The sequence below is a fragment of the Streptomyces sp. NPDC002773 genome (assembly GCF_040295605.1).
GTDB lineage: Bacteria > Actinomycetota > Actinomycetes > Streptomycetales > Streptomycetaceae > Streptomyces.
Window position 1 is genome coordinate 205,251 of sequence record NZ_JBEOVO010000007.1, and the last position, 22,488, is coordinate 227,738.

19 protein-coding genes are annotated in these 22,488 nt (G+C 72.6%); 12 read left to right on the top strand and 7 right to left on the bottom strand.

What is annotated here, in order from left to right; translation table 11 throughout:
- Position 1 precedes the first annotated feature (1 nt).
- The 3 genes from ABT034_RS12435 to ABT034_RS12445 all read right to left on the bottom strand — a co-directional run bounded on the left by ABT034_RS12435 (position 2) and on the right by ABT034_RS12445 (position 4,220).
- The gene (locus tag ABT034_RS12435; protein ID WP_351214107.1) at positions 2-1,702 is read right to left on the bottom strand and encodes a type 2 periplasmic-binding domain-containing protein; all 1,701 of its coding nucleotides are present in this window, start codon (positions 1,700-1,702) and stop codon (positions 2-4) included.
- Positions 1,703-2,277: 575 nt separating this feature from the next.
- On the bottom strand, positions 2,278-3,465 hold the full coding sequence (locus ABT034_RS12440) for a Cmx/CmrA family chloramphenicol efflux MFS transporter (RefSeq protein WP_351214109.1): 1,188 nt from the start codon (positions 3,463-3,465) through the stop codon (positions 2,278-2,280).
- 296 nt (positions 3,466-3,761) lie between these two features.
- On the bottom strand, positions 3,762-4,220 hold the full coding sequence (locus ABT034_RS12445; RefSeq protein WP_351214111.1) for a pyridoxamine 5'-phosphate oxidase family protein: 459 nt from the start codon (positions 4,218-4,220) through the stop codon (positions 3,762-3,764).
- Between the two features lie 131 nt (positions 4,221-4,351).
- On the opposite strand from ABT034_RS12445, the gene ABT034_RS12450 reads away from it, so the two are divergent.
- The 12 genes from ABT034_RS12450 to ABT034_RS12505 all read left to right on the top strand — a co-directional run bounded on the left by ABT034_RS12450 (position 4,352) and on the right by ABT034_RS12505 (position 17,940).
- Positions 4,352-5,002 carry a GntR family transcriptional regulator gene (locus ABT034_RS12450; protein ID WP_351214113.1) on the top strand — a complete coding sequence of 217 codons (651 nt, stop codon included), beginning with the start codon at positions 4,352-4,354 and terminating at the stop codon, positions 5,000-5,002.
- Positions 5,003-5,013: 11 nt separating this feature from the next.
- Positions 5,014-5,922, top strand: a complete 909-nt coding sequence (locus ABT034_RS12455) for a dihydrodipicolinate synthase family protein (protein ID WP_351214256.1) — start codon at positions 5,014-5,016, stop codon at positions 5,920-5,922.
- Entirely contained in the window at positions 5,919-7,667 is a 1,749-nt protein-coding gene (gene araD, locus ABT034_RS12460) for an L-arabinonate dehydratase (RefSeq protein ID WP_351214115.1), read from the top strand. The genes ABT034_RS12455 and araD overlap by 4 nt, the downstream gene beginning before the upstream one ends.
- Positions 7,668-7,825: 158 nt before the next feature.
- Positions 7,826-8,764, top strand: a complete 939-nt coding sequence (locus ABT034_RS12465) for a carbohydrate ABC transporter permease (RefSeq protein ID WP_351214116.1) — start codon at positions 7,826-7,828, stop codon at positions 8,762-8,764.
- The gene (locus tag ABT034_RS12470) at positions 8,761-9,681 is read left to right on the top strand and encodes a carbohydrate ABC transporter permease (RefSeq protein WP_502972891.1); all 921 of its coding nucleotides are present in this window, start codon (positions 8,761-8,763) and stop codon (positions 9,679-9,681) included. Before ABT034_RS12465 ends, ABT034_RS12470 begins: the two co-directional genes overlap by 4 nt.
- 26 nt (positions 9,682-9,707) lie before the next feature.
- On the top strand, positions 9,708-10,877 hold the full coding sequence (locus ABT034_RS12475; RefSeq protein WP_502972892.1) for a Gfo/Idh/MocA family protein: 1,170 nt from the start codon (positions 9,708-9,710) through the stop codon (positions 10,875-10,877).
- Complete coding sequence (locus tag ABT034_RS12480; RefSeq protein ID WP_351214119.1) at positions 10,874-11,719, top strand: DUF6807 domain-containing protein; 846 nt, start codon at positions 10,874-10,876, stop codon at positions 11,717-11,719. The genes ABT034_RS12475 and ABT034_RS12480 overlap by 4 nt, the downstream gene beginning before the upstream one ends.
- Positions 11,716-13,257: a glycoside hydrolase family 43 protein gene (locus ABT034_RS12485; protein ID WP_502972893.1), complete on the top strand. Its 1,542-nt coding sequence runs from the start codon at positions 11,716-11,718 to the stop codon at positions 13,255-13,257. The genes ABT034_RS12480 and ABT034_RS12485 overlap by 4 nt, the downstream gene beginning before the upstream one ends.
- Positions 13,258-13,345: 88 nt before the next feature.
- Positions 13,346-14,683 (top strand): ABC transporter substrate-binding protein, encoded by a 1,338-nt coding sequence (locus ABT034_RS12490; protein ID WP_351214121.1) that lies wholly within the window; start codon positions 13,346-13,348, stop codon positions 14,681-14,683.
- Positions 14,680-15,486, top strand: a complete 807-nt coding sequence (locus tag ABT034_RS12495; protein ID WP_351214123.1) for a rhamnogalacturonan acetylesterase — start codon at positions 14,680-14,682, stop codon at positions 15,484-15,486. Before ABT034_RS12490 ends, ABT034_RS12495 begins: the two co-directional genes overlap by 4 nt.
- The gene (locus tag ABT034_RS12500; protein WP_351214125.1) at positions 15,483-16,778 is read left to right on the top strand and encodes a pectate lyase family protein; all 1,296 of its coding nucleotides are present in this window, start codon (positions 15,483-15,485) and stop codon (positions 16,776-16,778) included. Before ABT034_RS12495 ends, ABT034_RS12500 begins: the two co-directional genes overlap by 4 nt.
- 25 nt (positions 16,779-16,803) lie before the next feature.
- Complete coding sequence (locus tag ABT034_RS12505; protein WP_351214127.1) at positions 16,804-17,940, top strand: pectinesterase family protein; 1,137 nt, start codon at positions 16,804-16,806, stop codon at positions 17,938-17,940.
- 51 nt (positions 17,941-17,991) lie between these two features.
- On the opposite strand, the gene ABT034_RS12510 is transcribed toward ABT034_RS12505, so the two are convergent.
- From ABT034_RS12510 to ABT034_RS12525, 4 genes are all read right to left on the bottom strand, one after another.
- Positions 17,992-19,494 carry a carboxylesterase/lipase family protein gene (locus ABT034_RS12510; RefSeq protein ID WP_351214129.1) on the bottom strand — a complete coding sequence of 501 codons (1,503 nt, stop codon included), beginning with the start codon at positions 19,492-19,494 and terminating at the stop codon, positions 17,992-17,994.
- Between the two features lie 106 nt (positions 19,495-19,600).
- Positions 19,601-21,304, bottom strand: a complete 1,704-nt coding sequence (locus ABT034_RS12515; RefSeq protein ID WP_351214131.1) for a rhamnogalacturonan lyase B N-terminal domain-containing protein — start codon at positions 21,302-21,304, stop codon at positions 19,601-19,603.
- 99 nt (positions 21,305-21,403) lie between these two features.
- Positions 21,404-22,120, bottom strand: a complete 717-nt coding sequence (locus ABT034_RS12520) for a permease prefix domain 1-containing protein (RefSeq protein ID WP_351214133.1) — start codon at positions 22,118-22,120, stop codon at positions 21,404-21,406.
- Positions 22,117-22,461, bottom strand: coding sequence for a PadR family transcriptional regulator (locus ABT034_RS12525; RefSeq protein ID WP_351214135.1), 345 nt, complete (start codon positions 22,459-22,461; stop codon positions 22,117-22,119). Before ABT034_RS12525 ends, ABT034_RS12520 begins: the two co-directional genes overlap by 4 nt.
- Between the last annotated feature and the right edge of the window lie 27 nt (positions 22,462-22,488).

Here is a 22,488-nt window from a genome sequence, read left to right on the forward strand (position 1 = left end):
GTCAGCTCGCCGCGGAGCCGTTGGTGTCGAGGAGCTTCTTGTACCAGTCGCGCAGCTGGTCGCCGCCCTTCGTCTTCCATTCGGAGACGGCCTGCTGCATGTCGGAGACCTTCTTGCGGCCGCGGACGATGTCCTTCTCCAGCTGCTCGAAGTCGTTCATGAGGCCCGTCCACCGGGACGGCTCGGTGACCGTCATGCCGTAGAACGAGGACTTGGAGGTGACGGCGCCCATGCGCTGCTGCCACTCGATCATGGCCCGGGTGACGTCGGGGGTGTCGGGGTGGGCGATGTACGGGGCGGGGCTCGCGACGAACATCCAGGAGCTGCTGACCTCCTGGTTGCCCTTGTCGGTCTTGACCGGCAGGCCGTCCTTGACGGTGTGGTGGACGCCCTCGACGCCGTAGTCGGTGAGCATCCGCTCCTTGGTGCCGTAGGGGGCGGCGGTGAAGTCGGCGATGGCGAGGACGTCCTCGATCACCGCTTTGGAGCTGCCCTTCCTGACGAAGGCCCAGATGTTGGCGGGGTTGGTGGCCCACAGCTTCGGCAGACCGCCGGCGTGGCCCGGTATGTCCATGGCGGCCATGGCGAACGACGGGTTCTGCGCGGCTTGTTCGGAGGACTTGGCGTACCAGTGGGAGAGGTCGTTGTTGTAGATCAGGCACTGGCCGGCGGTGAAGCGGTTGCCGGTGTCGCCCTGGTTCTGGGTCTTCTCGTCGGGGTGGACGACTCCGGCGTCGTAGAGCTTGCGGGTCCACTCCAGGGCTTCGAGGTACTCGGGGGTCTCGATGCGGTTGATCAGCTTGCCGTCGACCAGGTTCCAGCCGAGCGCCTTGTCGCTGCCGGGCAGCACACCGAACATGTTGTACGCGGTCCAGGTCATGTCGCCGCAGGCCCACACCTTCGCCTTGGCGCTGGTGATCTCCTTGGCGAGGGCGAGGAACTCGTCGGCACCCTTGGGGAGTTGCCAGCCCTTCGCATCGAAGAGGTCCTTGCGGTAGAAGGGCGCGATGTTGGTGACGTAGGAGGCCGGCATGGGCAGGCCGCGCAGCTTGCCGCCGAAGAGCGAGCGCTGCCAGGCGTCGGTGGGGATCGCCGCGAGGTTGGGGTAGGCCTTGACCTTGTCGCCGGAGAGGTACGGGCCGAGGTCCTCGAACTTGGCGTCGATGGCGCTGGGGATCTTGCCGCCGAGGTTCCAGCCGGGGACGACGACCACGTCGGGGATCTCGCTGGAGGCGAGGACGGCGCCGAGCTTCTGGTCGTAGACGTTGCCGTCCTGGTTCTGCCAGGTGGCCCGGACGCCGATGGCCTCGTTCATGGCCGTGTAGTACGGGTTCCCGGGGGCGGGCGGGGGTCCCCAGAAGGGGGCCATGATGGTGACGGCGCCGCCCTTGCCCCGCTTCGTGGCGACGGAGGCCTTGAGCTCGGCGCTCGGAAGAGCACGGGTGAAGCCGGCCGCCGAGCCGTTCTTCGGTGCGATGTCCGGGGCGACGACGGTGCTCGGGACGAAGGCGGGGAGGAGCTTCGCCGCGTCCTTGCCGGTGGTGGTGCCGTCCTTCTTCCCGTTGTCCGTCCCGCCTCCGCAGGCCGCGAGCAGCGGAGCGCCGCCCGCGACCGCGGCAGCGGCGACGGCGGTGGAGGCGAGGAAGCCCCTCCGGCTCGGGGTGGATCTCCGGGAGCCCGTGGAGACGGCGTTCGGCGTCATTGCGTCAACCCTTCATGGCACGCGCCAGGACAAACGGCGACCGCGGGGGTGCCGGCCGGCTGCGGTGGTGGAGGTGGTGCGGGCGGGGCGGACCCCCGGCGCCGTCGACGAACCTGTCGAAGCGCTTCGATATTGCTGCGAGGTTAAGTGAACGTCACAGGCGCGGCAAGGGTCGCTCCCAAGAAACCCCGGGCAGTTGGCGAGAAGGTCGCCCTTCCCAAGTGGCGCCGCCGGATGGGGACATGACCGCAGCCCGCGTCTTGACAGTGCCACTTCGCGGCCGGACCATCGAAGCGCTTCGCCGCGTACGGTGGGGGTGACGGGGTCCACGGCGGCGGCACCTCCTGCGCGTCTGAAGACGGGTGGCTACGTCTCTGTCGCCACCGAGGCCGAGAAGGTTGCCGCCGACCGCGATCCGGCGGAGGGGACGTGGCCCGCCGGGGGACGTGGCCGCCGAGGGGACGTGGCCCGCCGGGGGACGTGGCCGCCGAGGGACGTGGCCCGCCGGGGGACGTGGCCGCCGAGGGGACGTGGCCCGCCGGGGGACGTGGCCGCCACCCCGCTGGTCAGCCGGCCTACGGGCGGGCCGGGACGGCGGCGAGGGCGACGGGCAGTGCGACGGCGACGAGCACGGCACCCGCCCAGAACGGCCCCAGGGGCCCGGCCGCCGTGCCGAGGGTGGCGGCGGCGACCAGAGGGCCCGCGGTGGCGCCGACGTTGAGGGCGGCGGTGGCGTAGGCCCCGGCCATGGTGGGGGCGCCCGCCGCCGCGTACAGGGCCCGGGCGATCAGGGTGCCACCGAGCGCGAACGACAGCGTGCCCTGCACGAGGACGAGCCCGAGCAGGGCGGCGGGCCGCTCCGCGAGCAGGGCCGCGGCGGGCCAGCCGAGCAGCAGCAGCGGGCCCGCGACGGCGAGGACGAGGCCGGGCCGCCGGTCGGAGAGCCGCCCGGCGGCGGTGACCCCTGCGAAGGACCCCGCGCCGAAGAGGACCAGGGCGACCGGCACCCAGGTCGCGGGGAGCCCGGCGGGGCCGGTGACGACGGGGGCGAGGAAGGTGAAGGCGCCGAAGGTCGCCGCGTTCACCAGGGCGCCGGCCAGCAGGACCAGGAGGAGCCGAGGGCTCCGCAACCGCGCGAACTCGGCCCGCAATGCAGGTCGTTCGCCAGCACGAGGTGCGCCGACGACTCCCCGGCCGCCGTCCCTCTCGCCCCGTACAGCGCGGCTGGGGACGCCCCGCAGGACGCCGAGCGCGGCGGGCACGCACAGCGCGGCGACGGCCCAGAACGCGGCCCGCCAGCCGAAGAGAGAGCCGAGCAGCGCGCCGCCCGGCACGCCCACGACGGTGGCCACCGTCGTACCCGACAGCAGGACGGCGAGGGCGCGGCCCTTGCGCTCCGCCGGTACCAGCGCGGCGGCGGTGGTCAGGGCGAGGGCGAGGAAGCCCGCGTTGGCGAGGGCGGCGACGACGCGGGTGGCGAGCAGGACCGGGAAGCTGGTGGTGACCGCGCCGACGACATGGGCGGCGAGGAACGTCAGGACGAAGCCGAGCAGTCCGGCCCGCCCCGCCCGGTCCCTGGCGAGCACGGCCGTCAACGGGGCGCCGACGACCATGCCGACCGCGAAGGCCGAGGTGAGCGCGCCGGCCGCGCCGACGCTCACGCCGAGGTCGTGGGAGATGTCGGGCAGCAGCCCGGCGAGCATGAACTCGGAGGTGCCCATGGCGAAGACGGCCAGGGCGAGCAGATACAGCGGAAGAGGCATCGACGGTGGCTCCGGGGTGAGGAGGGGTACGAGAACGACGTCTCGTCACCACGGTCAGCACCCCCGGGGACACCGGAACAACGCGGCACGCCGGACCACCGGCTCAGCGGCCGGGTCAGATCTCACGGCGAACGGCCTACGGCTCAGGCGTAAACGGGTTCAAGGGGTCAGGGGTTCAGGGGGCTGACGGTGTGACCGAAAGCCCCCACCCTGGATGCTTCGGGGCTCGACATGCCGGCCAGGCTACCCGGCCCCGCCCGCCCGACGCACCTCCTTTCCCGACGTTTCCGACGGCCTCAGACCACCCAGACCCCGTCCCGCATGAGGTGGCGCCCGACCAGCTCGGGCTCCTCGAGCCAGGCCTCCACCGCGGTGGGCCTGACCCGGAACCAGGCGTACGCGGGGCCCGAGTGGCGGGGATCCCAGCCGCACTTCGCCGCGAACCCCTCGATCGCCGGCGTCGGCGCGTCGTCCAGGGCGAGGGTCGTCACCTCGCCGTCGAGCAACACGACGTCCCGGGTGTCCCCGAGCGCGAGCCGGGTCCGCCCTCCGGCGGCGAGGTTGCGCCCGGTGGGGTTGGTGAGTCGGGTGCAGAGCCAGATGTCCGCCCCGTCCCAGTGGAAGGCCAGCGGCACCAGGTACGGCGCCCCGTCGCCGCTCGCCGAAGCCACCCAGATGTCCACCTCGTCCGTCAGACGCGCGAGGACGTCCTTCTTGCGCTGTTCGGGGCCACGTACCGTCCGCGTGTTCGTCATGACCCCGACCCTAAGTCGTAGAAAACGCTTGCACGAAGCATTGACGAAACACGAACGCCCCCCTAGCTTCATGCCCGTTGCACTTCGTACGTCATATATGAGACGCGATACATGAGATCTGAGAGCGCGCCATGTCCTTCGCCCCCAGTCCCATCCCCTCCCGCACCCAGTACGTCCTGGAAGCGATCAAGCACGACATCCTCACCGGGGGACTCAGACCCGGCCAGGCGCTCGTGGAGACCGAACTCGCCGCGCGTTTCGGGGTGTCGAAGACCCCGGTCCGCGAGGCGCTCAAGACCCTCGCGGGCAGCGGGCTCGTGGTGATGAGCCAGTACAAGGGCGCCACGGTCCGGATGGTCGACGCGGACATGGCCCGCGCCGTCTACGACGTACGGCTGCTCCTGGAGCCCGAGGCGGTGCGCCGGGCCGTCGCCTCCCGCGCCCCGCTCGACACGGCGCACGAGGCCCTGCGGCGGGCGGCCGGTGCCGAGGACCCGGCCGAACGGTCCCTGGCCAACCGGGACTTCCACCGCGCGCTCTATCTGCCCTGCGGCAATCCGCTGCTCGGCCGCATGCTCGACGAGGTCCGCGACCAGGCCGCGCTCGTCTCCACGGTCGCCTGGGCCGCCGTCCCCTCCTGGGAGCGCGAGGCCGCGGAGCACGAGGAGATCCTGCGGCTCGCCGCCGCGGGTGACGTCGACGGGGCCGGCCGGGCCGTACACGACCACATCGCCTCGTTCGTCGAGCGCGCCTTCCCCCACTCCCCCCTGGACAGCGAATGAGCGGGCAGCACGTGACCATGGAATTCGAGACCCTGAGGGCCGCCCTCGCCGATGTCGTGGCCATCCCGGTCACGCCGTTCGCCGAGGACGGCTCCGTGGACACCGACACGCACCGCGCGCTCCTTCGCCGGCTGCTCGACGGCGGGGTCCGCACCCTCACCCCGAACGGCAACACCGGGGAGTTCTACGCCCTCACCCCCGAGGAGCGCCGCTCCCTCACCGAGGTGACCGCCGAGGAGGCCGGCGACCGTGCCGTGATCCTGGTCGGCGTCGGCCACGACGTACCGACGGCGGTGGAGGCCGCCCGGCACGCCCGCGCCACCGGCGCCGGGATGGTGATGGTGCACCAGCCGGTCCACCCGTACGTCTCCGAGAGCGGCTGGGTCGACTACCACCGGGCCATCGCCGAGGCCGTGCCGGAGCTCGGTGTCGTCCCCTACATCCGCAACCCGCTGCTGAGCGGGGCCCGGCTCGCCGAGCTCGGCGCCGCCTGCCCCAACGTCATCGGGGTGAAGTACGCGGTCCCCGACGCGGCCCGGTTCGCCGGCTTCGCCCGGGACGCGGGCCTCGACCGGTTCGTGTGGGTGGCGGGCCTCGCCGAGCCGTACGCCCCCGCCTACTTCGCGAGCGGCGCCACCGGCTTCACCTCCGGCCTGGTCAACGTCTCCCCCGCGGTGTCCCTGGAGATGCTGGGCGCGCTGCGGGCGGGCGACTACCAGGCCGCCATGAAGGTGTGGGAGCGGATCCGCCGCTTCGAGGAGCTGCGCGCGGCGAACGGCAGCGCCGACAACGTGACCGTGGTCAAGGAGGCCCTCGCCTCCCTCGGGCTGTGCCGCCGCGCCGTCCGCCCGCCGAGCCGGGAACTCCCGGAGACCGAGCGGGCCGAGGTCGCCGCGATAGCCGCCGGTTGGTCGGCATGAGCGGGAAGGAACAAGAGCCCACCGAAGGGCGTCGCCCCGAGCAGCTCCGCAGCCACCAGTGGTACGGCACGGACGGCCTGCGTTCGTTCAGCCACCGCGCCCGCACTCGGCAGCTCGGCTATCTGCCCGAGGAGCACCTCGGGAAGCCGGTGATCGCCGTCCTCAACACCTGGTCCGACATCAACCCCTGCCACGTCCATCTGCGCGACCGCGCCCAGGCCGTGAAGCGGGGGGTGTGGCAGGCCGGCGGCTTCCCGCTCGAGTTCCCGGTCTCCACCCTGTCGGAGACCTTCCAGAAGCCGACGCCCATGCTCTACCGCAATCTGCTCGCCCTGGAGACCGAGGAGCTGCTCCGGTCGTACCCGGTCGACGGGGCCGTGCTGATGGGCGGCTGCGACAAGACGACCCCTGCGCTCCTCATGGGCGCGGCCTCGGTCGACCTGCCGACGGTGTTCGTGCCGGCCGGACCGATGCTGCCGGGGCACTGGCGGGGGGAGACCCTCGGTTCCGGTACGGACATGTGGAAGTACTGGGACGAGAAGCGGGCCGGGCTCATCGGCGACTGCGAGATGGCGGAGTTGGAGAGCGGTCTCGCCCGCTCCCCGGGCCACTGCATGACGATGGGCACGGCGTCCACGCTGACCGCCGCCGCCGAGACCCTGGGCGTGACCGTACCGGGTGCCTCGTCGGTGCCGGCGGTGGACTCGGGGCACGACCGGATGGCCGCGGCCTCGGGGCTGCGGATCGTGGAGCTCGTACGGCAGGACCTGCGGCTCTCGCGGCTCCTGACGAGGGAGGCGTACGAGGACGCGGTCGCCGCGGTGCTCGCGCTCGGCGGCTCGACCAACGCGGTCATCCATCTGATCGCGATGGCGGGGCGCTCGGGGGTGAAGCTGACGCTCGACGACTTCGACCGGATCGCGCGGACGGTGCCGGTGCTCGCGAACCTGCGCCCCGGTGGGCAGTACCTGATGGAGGACTTCCACTTCGCGGGCGGGATGACGGGGTTCCTCTCCCGGCTGACCGACGTCCTGCACCTGGACCGGCCCACGGTCTCCCACGCCACGCTGCGGGAGCAGCTCGACGGCGCCCTCGTGCACGACGACGAGGTGATCCGCGTCCGGTCGAGGCCGCTGGCGGCCGAGGGCGGGGTGGCGGTGCTGCGCGGCAACCTCTGCCCCGACGGCGCGGTCATCAAGCACATCGCGGCCGAGCCGCGGTTGCTCAAGCACACCGGTCCCGCGGTGGTCTTCGACGACTACCGCTCGATGCAGCGGACGATCGACGATCCGGCGCTCGGGATCACGGCCGAGCACGTGCTCGTGCTGCGCGGCGCGGGCCCCAAGGGCGGGCCCGGGATGCCGGAGTACGGCATGCTGCCCATCCCCCGGTACCTCTTGGAGCAGGGGGTACGGGACATGGTGCGGATCTCCGACGCCCGGATGAGCGGGACGAGCTACGGGGCGTGTGTGTTGCACGTGGCGCCCGAGTCCCATGTCGGCGGACCCCTTGCCCTCGTCCGCACGGGCGATACGATCACCCTCGACGTCGCGGCACGCTCCCTCCACCTGCACGTCGCGGACGAGGAGCTGGAGAGCCGCCGGGCCGCGTGGACACCCCCGCCGGCGCGGTACGAGCGCGGCTACGGCGCGCTCTACATGGAACAGATCTCCCAGGCCGACACCGGCTGCGACTTCGAGTTCCTGGCCCGGCCGGGCGCCACCCCCGATCCGTACGCGGGCTGAGATCCGCCCCCGGAAACCCACCGGTTCGAGCCGGAAGCCCCATCAGCTCCACCCGCCCCACCAGCTCCACCCGTCCCACCGCGCCCGCAGCCCGTCCGACCTGTCCGAAATCTCGAACGTCGTTCGCGAAGCGCTTCACCGAGAACGGAGCCGCCGTCATGGCCTCAGCTGTGACCCCACCGCCCCAAGCAGTCACGGCACGGGGGCGCCGCCGCACGGGAGCGGCCCCCCGCCGACTGCCGTACCTGCTCATCGCCCCCGCCGGGCTGCTGATGCTGGGCTTCATCGCCTATCCGGTGCTCAGCGTCTTCTACTACAGCCTCCAGCACTACAACCCCACGAAGCCCTGGCGGAACGGCTTCGCCGGTCTGGAGAACTTCACCCGGATCTTCACCGAGGACCCGCACTTCTGGGGGACGCTGACCTTCAGCCTGAAGTGGGTCGTCGTCGAGGTGACGCTCCAGCTCCTCTTCGGTCTCGCGCTCGCCCTGATCGTGAACCAGACGTTCGTCGGCCGCGCCCTTGGCCGGGCCCTGGTCTTCTCGCCGTGGGCCGTCTCGGGCGTGCTCACCTCCGCGATCTGGGTGCTGCTCTACAACTCCCAGACGGGCATCAGCCGTTATCTGGCGGACATGGGCCTCGGCACGTACGGCACGTCCTGGCTGTCCGACACGGCCACCGTGTTCCCCGCGGCGATCGTCGCCGACCTCTGGCGCGGGGTGCCCTTCTTCGCCATCCTCATCCTGGCCGACCTCCAGTCCGTACCGAAGGACCTGTACGAGGCGGCCGAGGTCGACGGGGCGGGCCGGGTCCGCCAGTTCGTCCACATCACCCTGCCCCACATCCGGGACGCGATCGTCCTCTCCACGCTGCTGCGCGCGGTGTGGGAGTTCAACAACGTCGACCTGCTGTACACGCTGACCGGCGGCGGCCCCGCGGGCGTGACGACCACGCTGCCGCTCTACATCGCCGAGACCAGCGTCGAGGCCCACAACTTCGGATACGCCTCCGCCCTCACCACGGTGGCGTTCGTGATCCTTCTCTTCTGCTCCATGGTCTACCTGCGCCTGAGCAAGTTCGGAGGCGACGGAAAGTGACAACCGAGTCCACCCTCAGCCCGGCCCCGGCCGGCGTGACCCCGCGGCGGGCCGCGCAGCCGCCCGACCGGACCCCGCCCGCCGCCGCCCGCTCCAAGCACCGGGCCCGGGACGAGGTGCCCCGCTGGCAGATCTACCTGCCCCTCGGGATCTACCTCCTCTTCACCCTGATCCCCTTCTACTGGATCCTGCTCTTCGCCGTCCGCCCCACCGGGTCCACCTCGCTGCTGCCCTGGCCGATGACGAGCGCGCACTTCGAGAAGGTGTGGAACGAGCGCAGCTTCGGCGTCTTCTTCCAGAACAGCCTGCTCATCGGCGTCGCGGTGCTCATCAGCACCACCCTCGTCGCCCTCGCCGGCGGCTACGCGCTGGCCCGCTTCGACTTCCGGATCAAGAAGGGCTTCATGCTGGCCCTGCTCTGCTCCCAGTTCGTGCCGGGCGCCCTGCTCCTCGTCCCGCTGTTCCAGATCTTCGCCGAGCTGCGGATGATCAACTCCCTGAGCAGTGTGATCATCGCCGAGACCGTCTTCCAGCTGCCGCTGTCGATGATCCTCATCAGCGGCTTCATCAGGAACGTGCCGTACTCCCTCGAGGAGGCGGCCTGGGTCGACGGCTGCAACCGCTTCCGCGCCTTCCTGATCGTCGTCCTCCCGCTGCTGAGGCCCGGTCTCGTCGCCGTCGGCTCGTTCGCCTTCGTGCACGCCTGGAACCACTTCCTCTTCGCCCTGATGTTCCTCAGCAGCCAGGACAAGCAGACGATCCCGGTCGGCCTGAACACCCTCATGGGCGCCGACAGCGTCGACCTCGGGGCGCTCGCCGCGGGTGGGGTCATCGCCGCCGTCCCCGTCGTCATCGTCTTCGGGTTCATCCAGAAGTGGCTGGTCACCGGCTTCAGCGCGGGGGCGGTGAAGGGATGAGTCTCCACCACACGAACAAGGAAGACATGAACGACGTCACCACCCGAGCCCCGTTGCCGGTCGTTCTCGCGGGCGCCCGCGGCCACGGCCGCAGCCACCTCCTCAACATCCGCCGCCTGGAGGAGCGGGGCCTCGTACGCCTCGCCGGGGTGTGCGAGCTGCGGCCGCTCGACGCGGACGAGCTCGACGGCATCGGGGAGCCGGAGCAGTCCGCCGACTTCGAGGCGCTGCTCGCCTCGACCGGCGCCCGGATCGCCGTGCTCAGCACCCCCATCCAGACCCACACCGACATGACCCTCGCCGCCGCCCGGCACGGGGCGCACATCCTCCTGGAGAAGCCCCCCGCCCCGTCGTTCGCGGAGTTCCGCAGGATGACCGAGGGTGTCGACGCGGCCGGGGTGGCCTGCCAGATCGGCTTCCAGTCGCTCGGCTCGCACGCGGTGCCCGCGATCCGCCGACTGGTCGAGGAGGGCGCGATCGGTGAACTCCTCGGGGTCGGCGCGGCCGGGGCCTGGGTCCGCGACGAGGCGTACTTCCGGCGCGCCCCCTGGGCGGGGCACCGGCGGCTCGGCGGGGTCGACGTCGTCGACGGGGCGCTCACCAACCCCCTCGCGCACGCCGTCGCCACGGCGCTCGCGCTGTCCGGCTCGACCCGGGCGGAGGACGTCGAGCACATCGAGACGGAGCTGCTGCACGCCCACGCCATCGAGTCCGACGACACCTCCGCGGTACGGGTGGTGACCTCGGCCGGCACCCAGGTCACCGTCGCGGCGACGCTGTGCGCCGAGACGTCCTCGGAGCCGTACGTCATCGTCCACGGCAGCCAGGGCCGGATCACCTTCTGGTACCGGCAGGACCGGGTCCTCGTACAGCGTGCCGGGCACGGCCCGGTGGAGACCGAGTACGGCCGCACCGACCTCCTGGAGAACCTCGTCGCGCACCTCACCGACGGCGAGCCGCTGTGCGTGCCGCCGGCGGCGACCGGGGCGTTCATGCGGGTCGTCGAGGCCGTACGGACGGCTCCCGACCCGCTGGCGATCCCGGCCGCGCACTGGCACACCGAACCCGGCGAGAGCGCGCCGCGCCGGGTCGTCGACGGTGTCGACACGCTGGTGGACGCCAGCGCCGACGGGCTGCGGCTGTTCTCCGAACTCGGCGCCGCCTGGGCGCCGTCGACCCGGGCGGAGGTCCGATGACCCCCGAGACCCCGACGGTCCTGCGCTGCGCGGGCCGTCCCGTCGCCCGCTACACCACTCGGCCCGACCTCGCCCTCGATCACTCCCCCCGGCCGTACCTCCACCCCGTCACCACCCTCGGCGGGCGGCCGGTGACCGAGACGGTGCCCGAGGACCACCCGCACCACCTGGGCGCGGGCGTCGCGGTGCCCGATGTCGCGGGCCGCAACTTCTGGGGCGGACGCACCTTCGTCCGCGACCGCGGCTCCGTGGCCCTCGACAACCACGGCGTGCAGCGGCACGACGGGTTCAAGCTGCGCGACCCGGACGGTTTCGTGGAGGAGCTGAGCTGGACGGCCGGCGGCGAGCGGCTCCTGCGCGAGCACCGGACCGTGGCGGCCGTCCCGCTCACCGACTCCGCCTGGGCGCTCGACCTCACGTTCTCCCTCACCAACACCGCGGGCCGTGACCTGTCGATCGGCAGCCCCGCGACGAACGGCCGGCTCGGCGCGGCGTACGGCGGCTTCTTCTGGCGCGCGCCGAAGGAGGCGGCGGCGCCCGTGGTGTTCGGGTCGGACGCGGACGGCGAGGAGGCGGTGCACGGGGTCCGCTCCGACTGGGTGGCGCTGGCCGGCGAGGGCTGGACGCTTGTGTTCGCCGGGGCGACCGCGCGGACCCGGGAGGACCCGTGGTTCGTCCGCGCCGCCGAGTACCCGGGGGTCGGCTCCTCCCTCGCCCACGGCGCACGGCTCGCGGTGGCGGACGGGGAGACCTTCGTACGGCGGGTGGTGACCGTCGTCGCCGACGGCCGCCTCGACCGGGACGGGGCCGCGGCCCTGGTCCGCAAGGCGGTGGCGTCGTGAGCGCGGCGCCCGCCACCGGTGACCTGGGCGACGGTACGTACCGCAACCCGGTCCTGGCGGCCGACTGGTCCGACCCGGACGTGCTGCGGGTCGGCGAGGACTACTACCTGACCGCGTCCAGCTTCGGCCGCGCCCCCGGTCTGCCGCTGCTGCACTCCCGGGACCTGGTCAACTGGACGCTCGTCGGCCACGCTCTCGAGCGGCTCGAACCGGCCGCCGCGTTCACCGAGCCCCGGCACGACCGGGGAGTGTGGGCGCCCTCGTTCCGCCACCACGACGGGCGGTTCTGGATCTTCTGGGGCGACCCCGACCACGGGATATTCCAGGTCAACGCCCCTTCCGTGCGCGGCCCGTGGACGGCACCGCACCTGGTGAAGGCGGGCCGGGGCCTGATCGACGCCTGCCCGCTGTGGGACGAGGAGTCGGGCGAGGCGTATCTCGTCCACGCCTTCGCCAAGTCCCGCGCCGGGTTCAACAACCGGCTCGTCGGACACCGGATGAGCCCGGACGGCACGAAAGTGCTCGACGAGGGCCGGGTCCTCGTCGACGCCGACCGGATCCCGGGCTGGTTCACCCTGGAGGGCCCGAAGCTGTACCGGCACGACGGCCGGTTCTGGATCCTCGCGCCCGCCGGGGGCGTGGCCACCGGCTGGCAGGGGGCGTTCCGGTCGCGGTCGTTCTTCGGCCCGTACGAGGAGCGGATCGTCCTCGCGCAGGGCGACACCGACGTCAACGGCCCCCACCAGGGCGGCTGGGTGCGCACCCAGCGCGGCGAGGACTGGTTCCTGCACTTCCAGCAGTCGGGCGCGCACGGCAGGATCGTCCACCTCCAGCCGATGCGCTGGGGCGCGGACGGCTGGCCGGTGCTCGGCGACGGCGGCGCCCCGGTCCGGGTCCACCGCAAGCCGGACCTGCCGGAGCAGCCGCCGGCGCGGCCCGCCGTGGACGACACGTTCCCCGGCGGGCGGTTCGGCCGCCAGTGGCAGTGGACCGCCAACCCGGCGGAGGGCTGGGCCAGTCAGCACGCCGGTGACGGACTCCGGCTCGGCTGTGTGCGTACGGACCGCCTCGACGACCTGCGGAGTGTGCCGCACGTACTCACCCAGCGGCTGCCGGCCGGGGCCCTCGTGGCCGAGGTCGGGCTGCGGCTGGACTCCGCGGCGCCGGGGGCCCGCGCGGGGCTCGTCGTCCTCGGCGACGCGTACGCGTGGATCGGTCTGGAACGGGCCCCGGACGGCACGGCCCGTCTGGTCCATCGTTTCGCCCCGGGAAACGCCGACCGGGAACGGGACGCGGCGCACGCGCTGCCCGTGTCCGGGGACCGGATCCGCTTACGGATCGAGGTCACTGCGGACGCGCGCTGCCGTTTCTCGTACGCCTCCGACCACTCCGGAGGCCCGGTCCGTCTCGGGCCGGAGTTCGCCGCCACGCCCTGGCGCTGGGTCGGTGCGCTGCTCGGCCTGTTCGCCGGGGCGCCGGAGGGCGCGGGACAGGCCGGGACGGCCGTGTTCTCCGCCTTCCGCGTCACCCCCGCCTGAACGGCCCCTGCAACTCCCCCTGAACTCCCCCACATTTCGTCCCATCCCCCGCAAGTCCCCGCAACACCCCGAGAGAAGAGAGCCGACGATGACCATCTTCCCCGGCGGACGGCGCAGAGCCGCCCTCGCCCTCGCCCTGTCCGGTGTCCTCGCCCTGACCGCCACCGCCTGCGGTGACGACGGCAGCGGCGCGGGCGGCAAGGGCACCGAGGGATCGGGCAAGGGAAAGATCACCTTCTGGGACAACAACGGCGGTGTCCGCACCGACGTCTGGAAGGAGATCATCGCGGACTTCGAGAAGGCGAACCCCGACATCGACGTCGAGTACGTCGGGATCGCCTCCAAGGAGGTCCAGTCCAAGTACGACACCGCGATCCAGGGCGGTGGCCTGCCGGACGTGGGCGGCGTCGGCGCGGCGATGCTCGCGGGGATCGCCGCGCAGAACGCCCTGGAGCCGCTGGACGCCCGTATCGAGGCCAGCTCGCTCAAGGGCAAGCTGAACACCGCCATGGTCACGAGCGTCACGGCGGCGGGCGGTCAGGACAAGCTGTTCACCGTCCCCACCTCCGCCAGCAACGGCGTCCTCTACTACCGCACCGACCTGTTCAAGGCGGCCGGTCTGCCGGAGCCGTCCACCTGGTCGAAGTTCTACGCGGCGGCCGAGAAGCTGACCGCCGCCGACAAGAACCGCTTCGGCTACACGATCCGCGGCGGCGCGGGCTCGATCGCGCAGGCCCTGGACGCCATGTACGGCCAGAGCGGCATCACCAGCTTCTGGAACGGCGAGAAGACCACCGTCAACGACCCGAAGAACGTGGCGGCCCTGGAGAAGTACGCCGGCCTGTTCAAGAGGACCACCCCGGCCGCCGACGTCAACAACGACTTCACCAAGATGGTCGCCCAGTGGGACAGCGGCGAGATCGGCATGCTGAACCACAACCTGGGCTCCTACCAGGACCATGTGAAGGCGCTCGGCACGGACAAGTTCCGCGGCATCCCGAACCCGACGCTCGACGACGGGACCCGGGTGCAGGTCTCCAACCCGGTCGACGGTCTCGGCCTGTTCTCCACGAGCAAGAACAAGGCCGCCGCCTGGAAGTTCATCGAGTTCGCGGCCTCGCACGCCTCCAACAGCAAGTGGAACAAGTCGGCCGGCGCCATCCCCGCCAACACGGACGCCGCCAAGGACCCGTGGCTCAAGGAGTCCGAGCCGACCAAGCTGGGCGCGGAGGTCCTCTTCAGCGGCGAGGCCACCATCGTGGAGCTGCCGTACTACCTGCCGGACTGGAACAGCATCTCCAAGGCCGAGAACGAGTCCGGCTTCCAGAAGGTGCTGCTCGGCACGTCCACCGCCAAGGCGTTCCTCGACCACCTGGCCGAGCAGCTGAACACGGCGCAGGCCGAGTGGAAGCAGCAGAACCCGTGAGCGTAGGCCGCCGCGCGGTGGTCACGGCCGGGGCGGGCCTCGCGCTCGCCCTGGCCGGGGCCCCCACGGCCCGTTCCCAAGGACACCCCCGTATGCGCACCCTCTTCCTCGCGGGCGACTCCACGGCCGCCCAGAAGTACGCCGACGCCGCGCCCGAGACCGGCTGGGGCATGGCCCTCCCCTTCTTCCTGCACCGGGGCGTACGGGTCGCCAACCACGCCGTCAACGGGCGCAGCACCAAGAGCTTCCTCGACGAGGGACGCCTCGACGCGATCCTGACGGCGATACGGCCCGGCGACCTGCTCCTGGTCCAGTTCGGCCACAACGACCAGAAGACCGCCGACCCCACCCGCTACACCGAACCGTGGACGACCTACCAGGACAACCTGCGGGTCTTCGTCGAGGGCGCGCGGTCCCGGGGCGCCCTCCCGGTGCTCGCCACCTCCGTGGAGCGGCGGAAGTTCGGCGCCGACGGCACCGCGCTGCGGACGCACGGCGCCTACCCGGCGGCGATGCGGGAGACCGCCCGCGCGTCGGACGTCCCGCTCCTCGACGTCGAGGCGCTGTCGCTCGCGCTGTGGCAGCGGCTCGGCCCCGAGGCCACGAAGACGTACTTCAACTGGACCGCGACCGAGCAGGACAACACCCACTTCAACCCGCCGGGCGCGATCGAGGTGGCCCGTCTGGTCGCCGCCGAGCTGCTCCGCACCCATGTCCTCGCGCCGCGTGAGACGCGCCGCCTGGACGACGAGATCCCCACCGATTTGATCACCTGGCCCGATGCCGAGGAGAGCCGTCCATGAACCGACGCAAGCAGCTGGGAGTGGTGGCCGCGACCGCGCTCGCCCTGACGGTCACCGCCCCCGCGGCCGGTGCGCACTCCGGTCACCGCCCCGGCGCCGACCCGGCCCGCGCGACCCTGCCGGCCGGTGACGGCTGGGCGTCCGCGGGCACCGGCACCACCGGCGGGGCCGCCGCCGACGCCTCCCGGGTCTTCACCGTCACCACCTGGGAGGAGTTCCGGGCCGCGCTCGCCGTGCCCGGCACCGAGCCGAGGATCGTCAAGGTGGTGGGCACGCTGAACGCCACCGCCGCCGGCTGCGCCGCCTTCGAGGCCCCCGGCTACGACTTCGCCCGCTACCTCGCCGACTACGACCCGGCCGTCTGGGGGTACGAGAACGAGGTCAGCGGCCCCCAGGAGGACCTGCGGGCCGCGTCCGCGACCGCCCAGGGCCAGGCCATCAAGGTCAAGGTGCCGTCGAACACCACCATCACCGGTGTCGGCGGGCACGCCGGGATCACCGGCGGCAGCCTCCAGGTGCAGGCCGTCGACAACGTCGTGATCCGCGACCTCACCCTGGAGAGCCCGCTCGACTGCTTCCCGCAGTGGGACCCGACGGACGGCGCGACCGGGGCGTGGAACTCCGAGTACGACAGCCTCGTCGTGTACGGCTCCACCCATGTGTGGATCGACCACAACACGTTCACCGACGGCGCCCACCCGGACAGTTCGCTGCCCTCGTACTACGGGGAGGTGTACCAGCAGCACGACGGTGAGCTCGACGTGGTGCGGGGCGCGGACCTCGTCACGGTCTCCTGGAACGTGTTCACCGACCACGACAAGACCCTGATGATCGGCAACAGCGACAGCGCGGGCGCCACCGACCGGGGGAAGCTGCGGGTCACCCTCCACCACAACCTCTTCAAGAACGTGATCGAGCGGGCGCCCCGGGTCCGGTTCGGTCAGGTCGACGCGTACAACAACCACTTCGTGGTGCCGAGTCCGACCTACGCGTACAGCCTCGGCATCGGGCAGGAGTCCCAACTCGTCGCGGAGAGGAACGCGTTCACGCTGGCCGAGGGGGTGCCGGCCGGGAAGATCCTGAAGAAGTGGAAGGACGCGCCCGTCACCACCACGGGCAACTACGTGAACGGCAGGCCGGTGGACCTCCTCGCCGTCCACAACACGCAGTTCCCCGAGGAGCTGCTGCGGGCCGACGCGGGCTGGACGCCCGTCCTGCGCACCCGGGTCGACCACCCGAGGGCCGTGCCCTGGCTCGTCGGTCTCGGCGCGGGCGCCGGCCGTTCCCGCTGAGCTTCCCCACTCCAGGAGGACCCGTATGCCCTCGCACTCCACCGGAGCCGTCCCAGGACGCCGCTCCCTGCTCCTCGGCGGCGCCGGAGCCGCGCTCGCCCTCGCCCTGCCGGCCGCACCCGCCGCGGCCTCGCCCCGGCCGCACCGCGGACCCTTCGGCCGGTTCGGTTCGCCCGCCGCCAGGCTCACCGGGCGGACGCTGTACGTGCACCCCGGCGGTCTCGGCGACCACACCACGGTCCAGGCGGCGGTCACCGCCGCCGACGGGCCCGGCTGGACCCTGGTGCTCGCCCCCGGCACGTACCGGGAGACGGTCGCCGTCGGTGCCTCCCGTACCGGCATGACCTGGATCGGCGCGAGCGGCGACCCCCGGGACGTCGCCGTGGTGTACGACAACGCCGCCGGGACGCCCCGGCCGGAGGGCGGCACGTACGGCACCTCCGGCTCCGCCACGACCACCGTCCAGGCCGACGGCTTCACCGCGCAGGGGGTCACCTTCGCCAACGACTTCCTCCGCACGGACCTGCCCGGGAACCCCGGCACCCAGGCGGTCGCCCTCAAGGTGCAGGGCGACCGGTCGGCCTTCTTCCACTGCCGTTTCCTCGGTCACCAGGACACCCTGTACGCCGACTCCACGGCCCTGTCCGCCTTCGCCCGCCAGTACTTCGCCCACTGCTACGTGGAGGGTGACGTCGACTTCGTCTTCGGCAGGGCCACGGCCGTCTTCGAGCACTGCCACTTCCGGACGCTGCTCCGCCCGGACCTGGCGTCGGCGCCGCACGGCTTCGTGTTCGCCCCGTCCACGGCCCGGGCGAACCCGTACGGGTTCCTCGCCGCCCGCTGCCGGGTCAGCAGCTCGGCCCCGGACGGCTACTACAAGCTGGCCCGGCCGTGGGTCCCGAGTTCGGACCAGACCGCCTGGCCGTCGCTCGTCGTCCGGGACAGCGTCCTCGGCGCGGGTGTCGACGCCGCCATCCCGTACGCGAACATGCGGGACGCCCATCCCTGGCAGGCGCAACGTTTCGCCGAGTACCGCAACACAGGGCCGGGCGCCCGGATCACCGTTCCGGAGAACCGGCCCCAGCTCGCGCCCGCGGGCGCTGCGCGGGCGACGGCGGCGGTGTACCTGGGCGACTGGACGCCCCGGAGGCCCTGCCCCTGACGGGACCGTCCCACCACCGGGCCTCTGTGCGGGGGCCCGGTGGTTTCCCGTTCACGGGCGCAGGAGCGGGAAGCGGGCCACGGCCCACAGGGCGCGGGGAGCGGCAGCGACGTCGGCGGCGGGGGTGTCGGCAGTGCTCCATGTCCGGGCGTGGGTGGCGGAGTCGTCGACCGCCGGCCAGCCGGGGTCTCCGGTGGCGGCGAAGTCGGCCCACGCGCGCACCATGCGGTCGGCGAGCCGGTGGTCCTCGGGGGTGGGGGCGCCGCCGATGAGGAAGGCGAGGTGCTCGTCGTCGACGTTGCCGAAGGCGAAGGGGATGTCGGCGCAGTGCCAGGCCCGGACGAGCCCCTCGGGGCCGGTGCGCCGGCGGTCGAAGCGGGCGAGGAACGCCCGGCCGCCGGCGCGGGCGTGCACCTCGGCGAGCCGGTGGGCGTACTCCGCGAACAGGAGGTCGCCGAAGACGGCGAGGTAGACGTCGAGCACCGGCGCTCCGGGCAGCGCGGTACGGTAACCGGCCACCAGACCGTCGGGGAGCCCGAAGTCAGCGGCGAAGCGGTCCAGTTGCTCCTCGGTGGTGACCTTCGCGCTGCTGCCGACGGCGTCGAGCAGGCGGTACTCCTCCGTGGTGTGGCAGACGAGCAGGTCCACTCCCCCGGTCCGTCCCTCGGCCACCCCGGTGAGGGGGTCGGTGGGCAGGACGTCGCCGTCGAGGACGGGGGCGTAGAGCGAGGGGTCGTAGTGCCGGGACCCGGACGCGGGGTCCCGCCGGTAGGCGTCGACCACCTGGTCGGACGCGAGGACCAGGGCCTGCGGGGAAGCGGACGTCAGCCCTTCGGGCGTGGCGGGGCAGCCGGCCGCCGCGGCCACTTCGCGGGTGGTCGCGGCGGCGATGTCGCGCGGGTAGCAGGGGCTGGCGGGGCTGTGGGCGATGGCCCGGTGGAAGAGGCCGCGGGCGCGGTCCATCACCAGGAGGCAGGCGACCGAGGCGGCCCCCGACGACTGGCCGGCGAGCGTGACGTTGCCGGGGTCGCCGCCGAACGCGGCGATGTTCTCCCGCACCCAGCGCAGGGCCGCGACCTGGTCGAGCAGGCCCCGGTTGTCGGGGTGGGCGGTGGCCCCGTCGGCGGGGACGTGGCCGAAACCCTCGAAGCCGATGCGGTAGTTGAGGGTGACCACGACCAGACCGGCGCGGGCGAGCGCGGCGCCGTCGAAGTCGGGCTGGGCCGAGGAACCGAAGGTGTAGGCGCCGCCGTGGATCCAGACCAGGACGGGCAGGCCGCCTCCGTCGGGAACCGGCGTCCAGATGTTGACGGTGAGGATGTCCTCGTCGCCCGGCGACCACACGGGGGCGCCGGGCAGCTCCGCCGACTGCGGGGCGACGGGGCCGAAGGCCGTACAGTCCCGCACGCCCGCCCACACGGTGGCGGGGGCGGGCTCCCGGAACCGGCGGGCGCCGAACGGCGGTGCGGCGTACGGGATGCCGAGCGCGGCGACGACGTCGGCGGAGGCCCGGAAGCCCCGCACCGCACCGTGCGTCGTCTTGAAGATGTCCATGGACCGAGCTTGGCATCGGGGACCTGGACGGCACCAACACCAAGATCATGACGATTCACGCAGTGACGATGTCAATGCGAGGGCTACCGGCTACCGGCTCCTGTGGTCAGGGCAGCAGGTCGACGCAGTCGATCGCGGTGCCGGGGCTGAGGAAGCCGGTGCCGGAGGACCCGCTGACGACGTTCAGTCGGAGCACGTTGTACTGGCTGGGGTCGGTCTTCCAGGCGCTCGCCGGGACGACGTACGTGAAGGTGTGGTTGTTGCCCCGGTAGGAGCCGTTGGTCAGCGACCGGGTCGAGGGCTGGGCGGGCGGCGAGGGGACGGCGGAGGCCCAGTCGTTGACGGTCACCTGGGGGCGGCCGTTGAGGAAGGCCGTGGTGACCCCGATCCGCAGGGTGTGTGCGGCGGCGGCCTGGGCAGCGGTGAGCCGGAAGTACACGAGGACGCCGTCGTTGACGCCCTTCCACAGGTAGCAGGGGAAGGCGGCGGACACGTCTCCGCCGCCGAGGACGACGTTCCCGGTCCAGGGTGCGGCCCGGACGTCGGCGGGGTGGGCGTACGTCATGAGGGCGGCGTTCTTGAAGGAGCCGGGGGTGCCGTCCCAGTCGCCGATCCGCCAGAGCGCGGGCGCGGTGCTCGGGTCGTTGGTGAGGGTGATCGTGTGGAGGGCGGTGGCGGCGCCGGCGGCCACGGACACCGAGCTTGTGTGGACGGCGAGTTCGCCCTTGTACACGGTGAGGGTGTACGTGCCGGGGAGCATCCCCCGGCAGGAGAAGGCGCCGGTGCCCGTGGCGGCGCGGGCCCAGTACTGGGCGTCGGCGTTGGCGAAGCCGACGGTGTACGCGTGTCCGGCCGCCATGCCCTGGAGTCCGACGCCCGCGACCCTGCCCCGGCCGGCGGCCCCGACCCAGCCGGGGATGCCGAGGCCGTCCACCCACGAGGTGTCGTGGTTCGCGGCGAAGAGTGCGGGGTCGGGGGTACCGCCGTCGGTGAAGGCGAGCAGATAGGGACCCTGGAGGCCGAAGCGCATCGGCTCGGTCTGGGACTGGTTGTAATGGAGGATCTCGTACAGGCCGACGCCGAGTTCGTTGGAGTGGCGGAGCAGGGAACGGTAGAAGGGCCCGCCGGATGCCTTCTCGTGGTTGGAGCGGACCATCCACAGGCCGACGCTCCCGGTGGTGTACCCGATGTGGTCGTAGTCCATGACGCGGACGCCGGAGTAGTGCTTGGACCTGGTGTGTCCGTCGGCGCGCTGCCAGACGTCCCCGGCCTCGATGACGGTGTCGGCGCCCTCGACCCAGGAGTCGGGCCCCTCGTTGGGGAAGATGCCGGGTTTGACGCGGGCGATGAAGCGGGTGGCCGTGAAGGACGTGTCGGCCTTGTCGGTCCACAGGTAGACGTTGTTGCGGCCGGAGCGGACGGCGAGGTAGTGGCGGAGCGTGCCGTGGAGGACGGTGACGAGGACGGTGGAGCCGGTCTGCCTGAGGGTGACGGTGGAGGCGCCGAGGCCGGACTCGACGTGCGAGTGCTTGCCGCCGTAGCCCTCGTACTCCTTGCCCTTGTAGACGAGGGAGGTGAGGTCGCCGGTCGACTTGGAGACCTTGAGGACGAGTCCGGCGCCGGTGTCGACGACGTACTGGGCGCCGTCGTCGCTCCAGCCGAACCCGGCGGCCGACGCGGTGCCGGGCGTGAGGCCCGCGGTGGCGGCGAGGGCGGTGCCGGCGACGGCGGCGCCGAGGAGGGCGCGGCGGCGGAGGGGGTGCGGGGAGGGGTGCTCGGAGGGGTGCGCGGAGGTGTCGTACGAGCTCATCGGCGTGCGGCTCCTTCGTTGCGGGCGGTACGGGGCGGCTCCCGGTTGCCACTGGGTCGCCACCGACCGAAGAAGGGTTGCCCGTCTGCCGAAGGAGAGTTACGCGGGCAGGCGGGCGCACCGGCGGCAGGCGCGGGCCGAGGTCGCCACCGCGGCGTGGGAGGCGGCCGCGAGGACGCCGGCGCAGGCGAGTAGGGGCCAGTTCACGGCCAGGGCGGCCGCGGTGGCGAGCGCGAGCGTCGTGACCGCCATGGCGACACCGGCGGTGGTTCCGGTCCAGGCGACCACGAGCGGCAGTCGGCGCGGCGTGGGCAGGCGGCGGGCGAGGGTGCCGGTGGCGGCCAGGGCCGCGGCGGCGAGCAGGGTGGCGACGATCGCGACGCCTGCCGCGTTCACGGCCAGGAGCTGAGCGGCGCGGGGGACCGGACCGGCCGGTTCGGGGCCTGGGGTCGCCGCCAGGTACCAGCAGGCGATCAGGAAGGGGGCGGTGAGGGCGACGGAGCGGGCGGTGTGCCGGGCCTGGGCGAGGGTCAGTTCCCGCTGGCAGCCGGGTACGAGCTCGTCGACGGACCCGAACTCCCGTACCGCCGCACGGAACGCATGGTGGTGGGGCAGCCCCCGGTCGGCGTGGGCGTCGGTCGTGTCCAGGAGGCCGCCGCGGATCTCCTCGACAAGACGGGCCTTGGCGGCCGGCGGTCCGTGGAGGGCGGCCGTGAGGTCCGCGACGTACTCCCGGACGGGGTCGGTGGCGTCCTGGGCAGGGGCGTTCTGCCCGGTGGCGTCCTGGCCGGTGGCGTCCTGCCCGGCGGCGCTCATGTGGCGAGCCCGGGCGGCGGCGTGACGGGGTTCAGGACCGAGCCGATGGCGGCGGTGAACTCGTTCCACGCCGTCCGTTCGCCGGCCAGTGTGCGGCGGCCCGCGTCGGTCAGCTCGTAGGCCCGCCGCCGCCGTTCGCCCGAGGACTGCCAGCTGCTGCTCAGGAGGCCGGTCCGCTCAAGCCGGTTGAGGGCCGGGTAGATCGTGCCGGTGCGCAGTTCGAGCACGCCGCCGCTGCGGCTCTGCACCGCGGCGATGATCGCGTAGCCGTGCAGCGGTCCCTGTTCGAGCACCGCGAGCAACAGTCCGTCCAGGTGCCCTCGCACCGCGTCCGCCTTCATGGGTAGGCAGCCTACCCACAAGACCGG

Excerpts from the sequence above, each read along its gene's own strand:
- ABT034_RS12435 (WP_351214107.1), bottom strand. The coding sequence starts at position 1,702 with ATGACGCCGAACGCCGTCTCCACGGGCTCCCGGAGATCCACCCCGAGC.
- ABT034_RS12440 (WP_351214109.1), bottom strand. The coding sequence starts at position 3,465 with ATGCCTCTTCCGCTGTATCTGCTCGCCCTGGCCGTCTTCGCCATGGGC.
- ABT034_RS12445 (WP_351214111.1), bottom strand. The coding sequence starts at position 4,220 with ATGACGAACACGCGGACGGTACGTGGCCCCGAACAGCGCAAGAAGGAC.
- ABT034_RS12450 (WP_351214113.1), top strand. The coding sequence starts at position 4,352 with ATGTCCTTCGCCCCCAGTCCCATCCCCTCCCGCACCCAGTACGTCCTG.
- araD (WP_351214115.1), top strand. The coding sequence starts at position 5,919 with ATGAGCGGGAAGGAACAAGAGCCCACCGAAGGGCGTCGCCCCGAGCAG.
- ABT034_RS12465 (WP_351214116.1), top strand. The coding sequence starts at position 7,826 with ATGGCCTCAGCTGTGACCCCACCGCCCCAAGCAGTCACGGCACGGGGG.
- ABT034_RS12475 (WP_502972892.1), top strand. The coding sequence starts at position 9,708 with ATGAACGACGTCACCACCCGAGCCCCGTTGCCGGTCGTTCTCGCGGGC.
- ABT034_RS12480 (WP_351214119.1), top strand. The coding sequence starts at position 10,874 with ATGACCCCCGAGACCCCGACGGTCCTGCGCTGCGCGGGCCGTCCCGTC.
- ABT034_RS12490 (WP_351214121.1), top strand. The coding sequence starts at position 13,346 with ATGACCATCTTCCCCGGCGGACGGCGCAGAGCCGCCCTCGCCCTCGCC.
- ABT034_RS12500 (WP_351214125.1), top strand. The coding sequence starts at position 15,483 with ATGAACCGACGCAAGCAGCTGGGAGTGGTGGCCGCGACCGCGCTCGCC.
- ABT034_RS12505 (WP_351214127.1), top strand. The coding sequence starts at position 16,804 with ATGCCCTCGCACTCCACCGGAGCCGTCCCAGGACGCCGCTCCCTGCTC.
- ABT034_RS12510 (WP_351214129.1), bottom strand. The coding sequence starts at position 19,494 with ATGGACATCTTCAAGACGACGCACGGTGCGGTGCGGGGCTTCCGGGCC.
- ABT034_RS12515 (WP_351214131.1), bottom strand. The coding sequence starts at position 21,304 with ATGAGCTCGTACGACACCTCCGCGCACCCCTCCGAGCACCCCTCCCCG.
- ABT034_RS12520 (WP_351214133.1), bottom strand. The coding sequence starts at position 22,120 with ATGAGCGCCGCCGGGCAGGACGCCACCGGCCAGGACGCCACCGGGCAG.
- ABT034_RS12525 (WP_351214135.1), bottom strand. The coding sequence starts at position 22,461 with ATGAAGGCGGACGCGGTGCGAGGGCACCTGGACGGACTGTTGCTCGCG.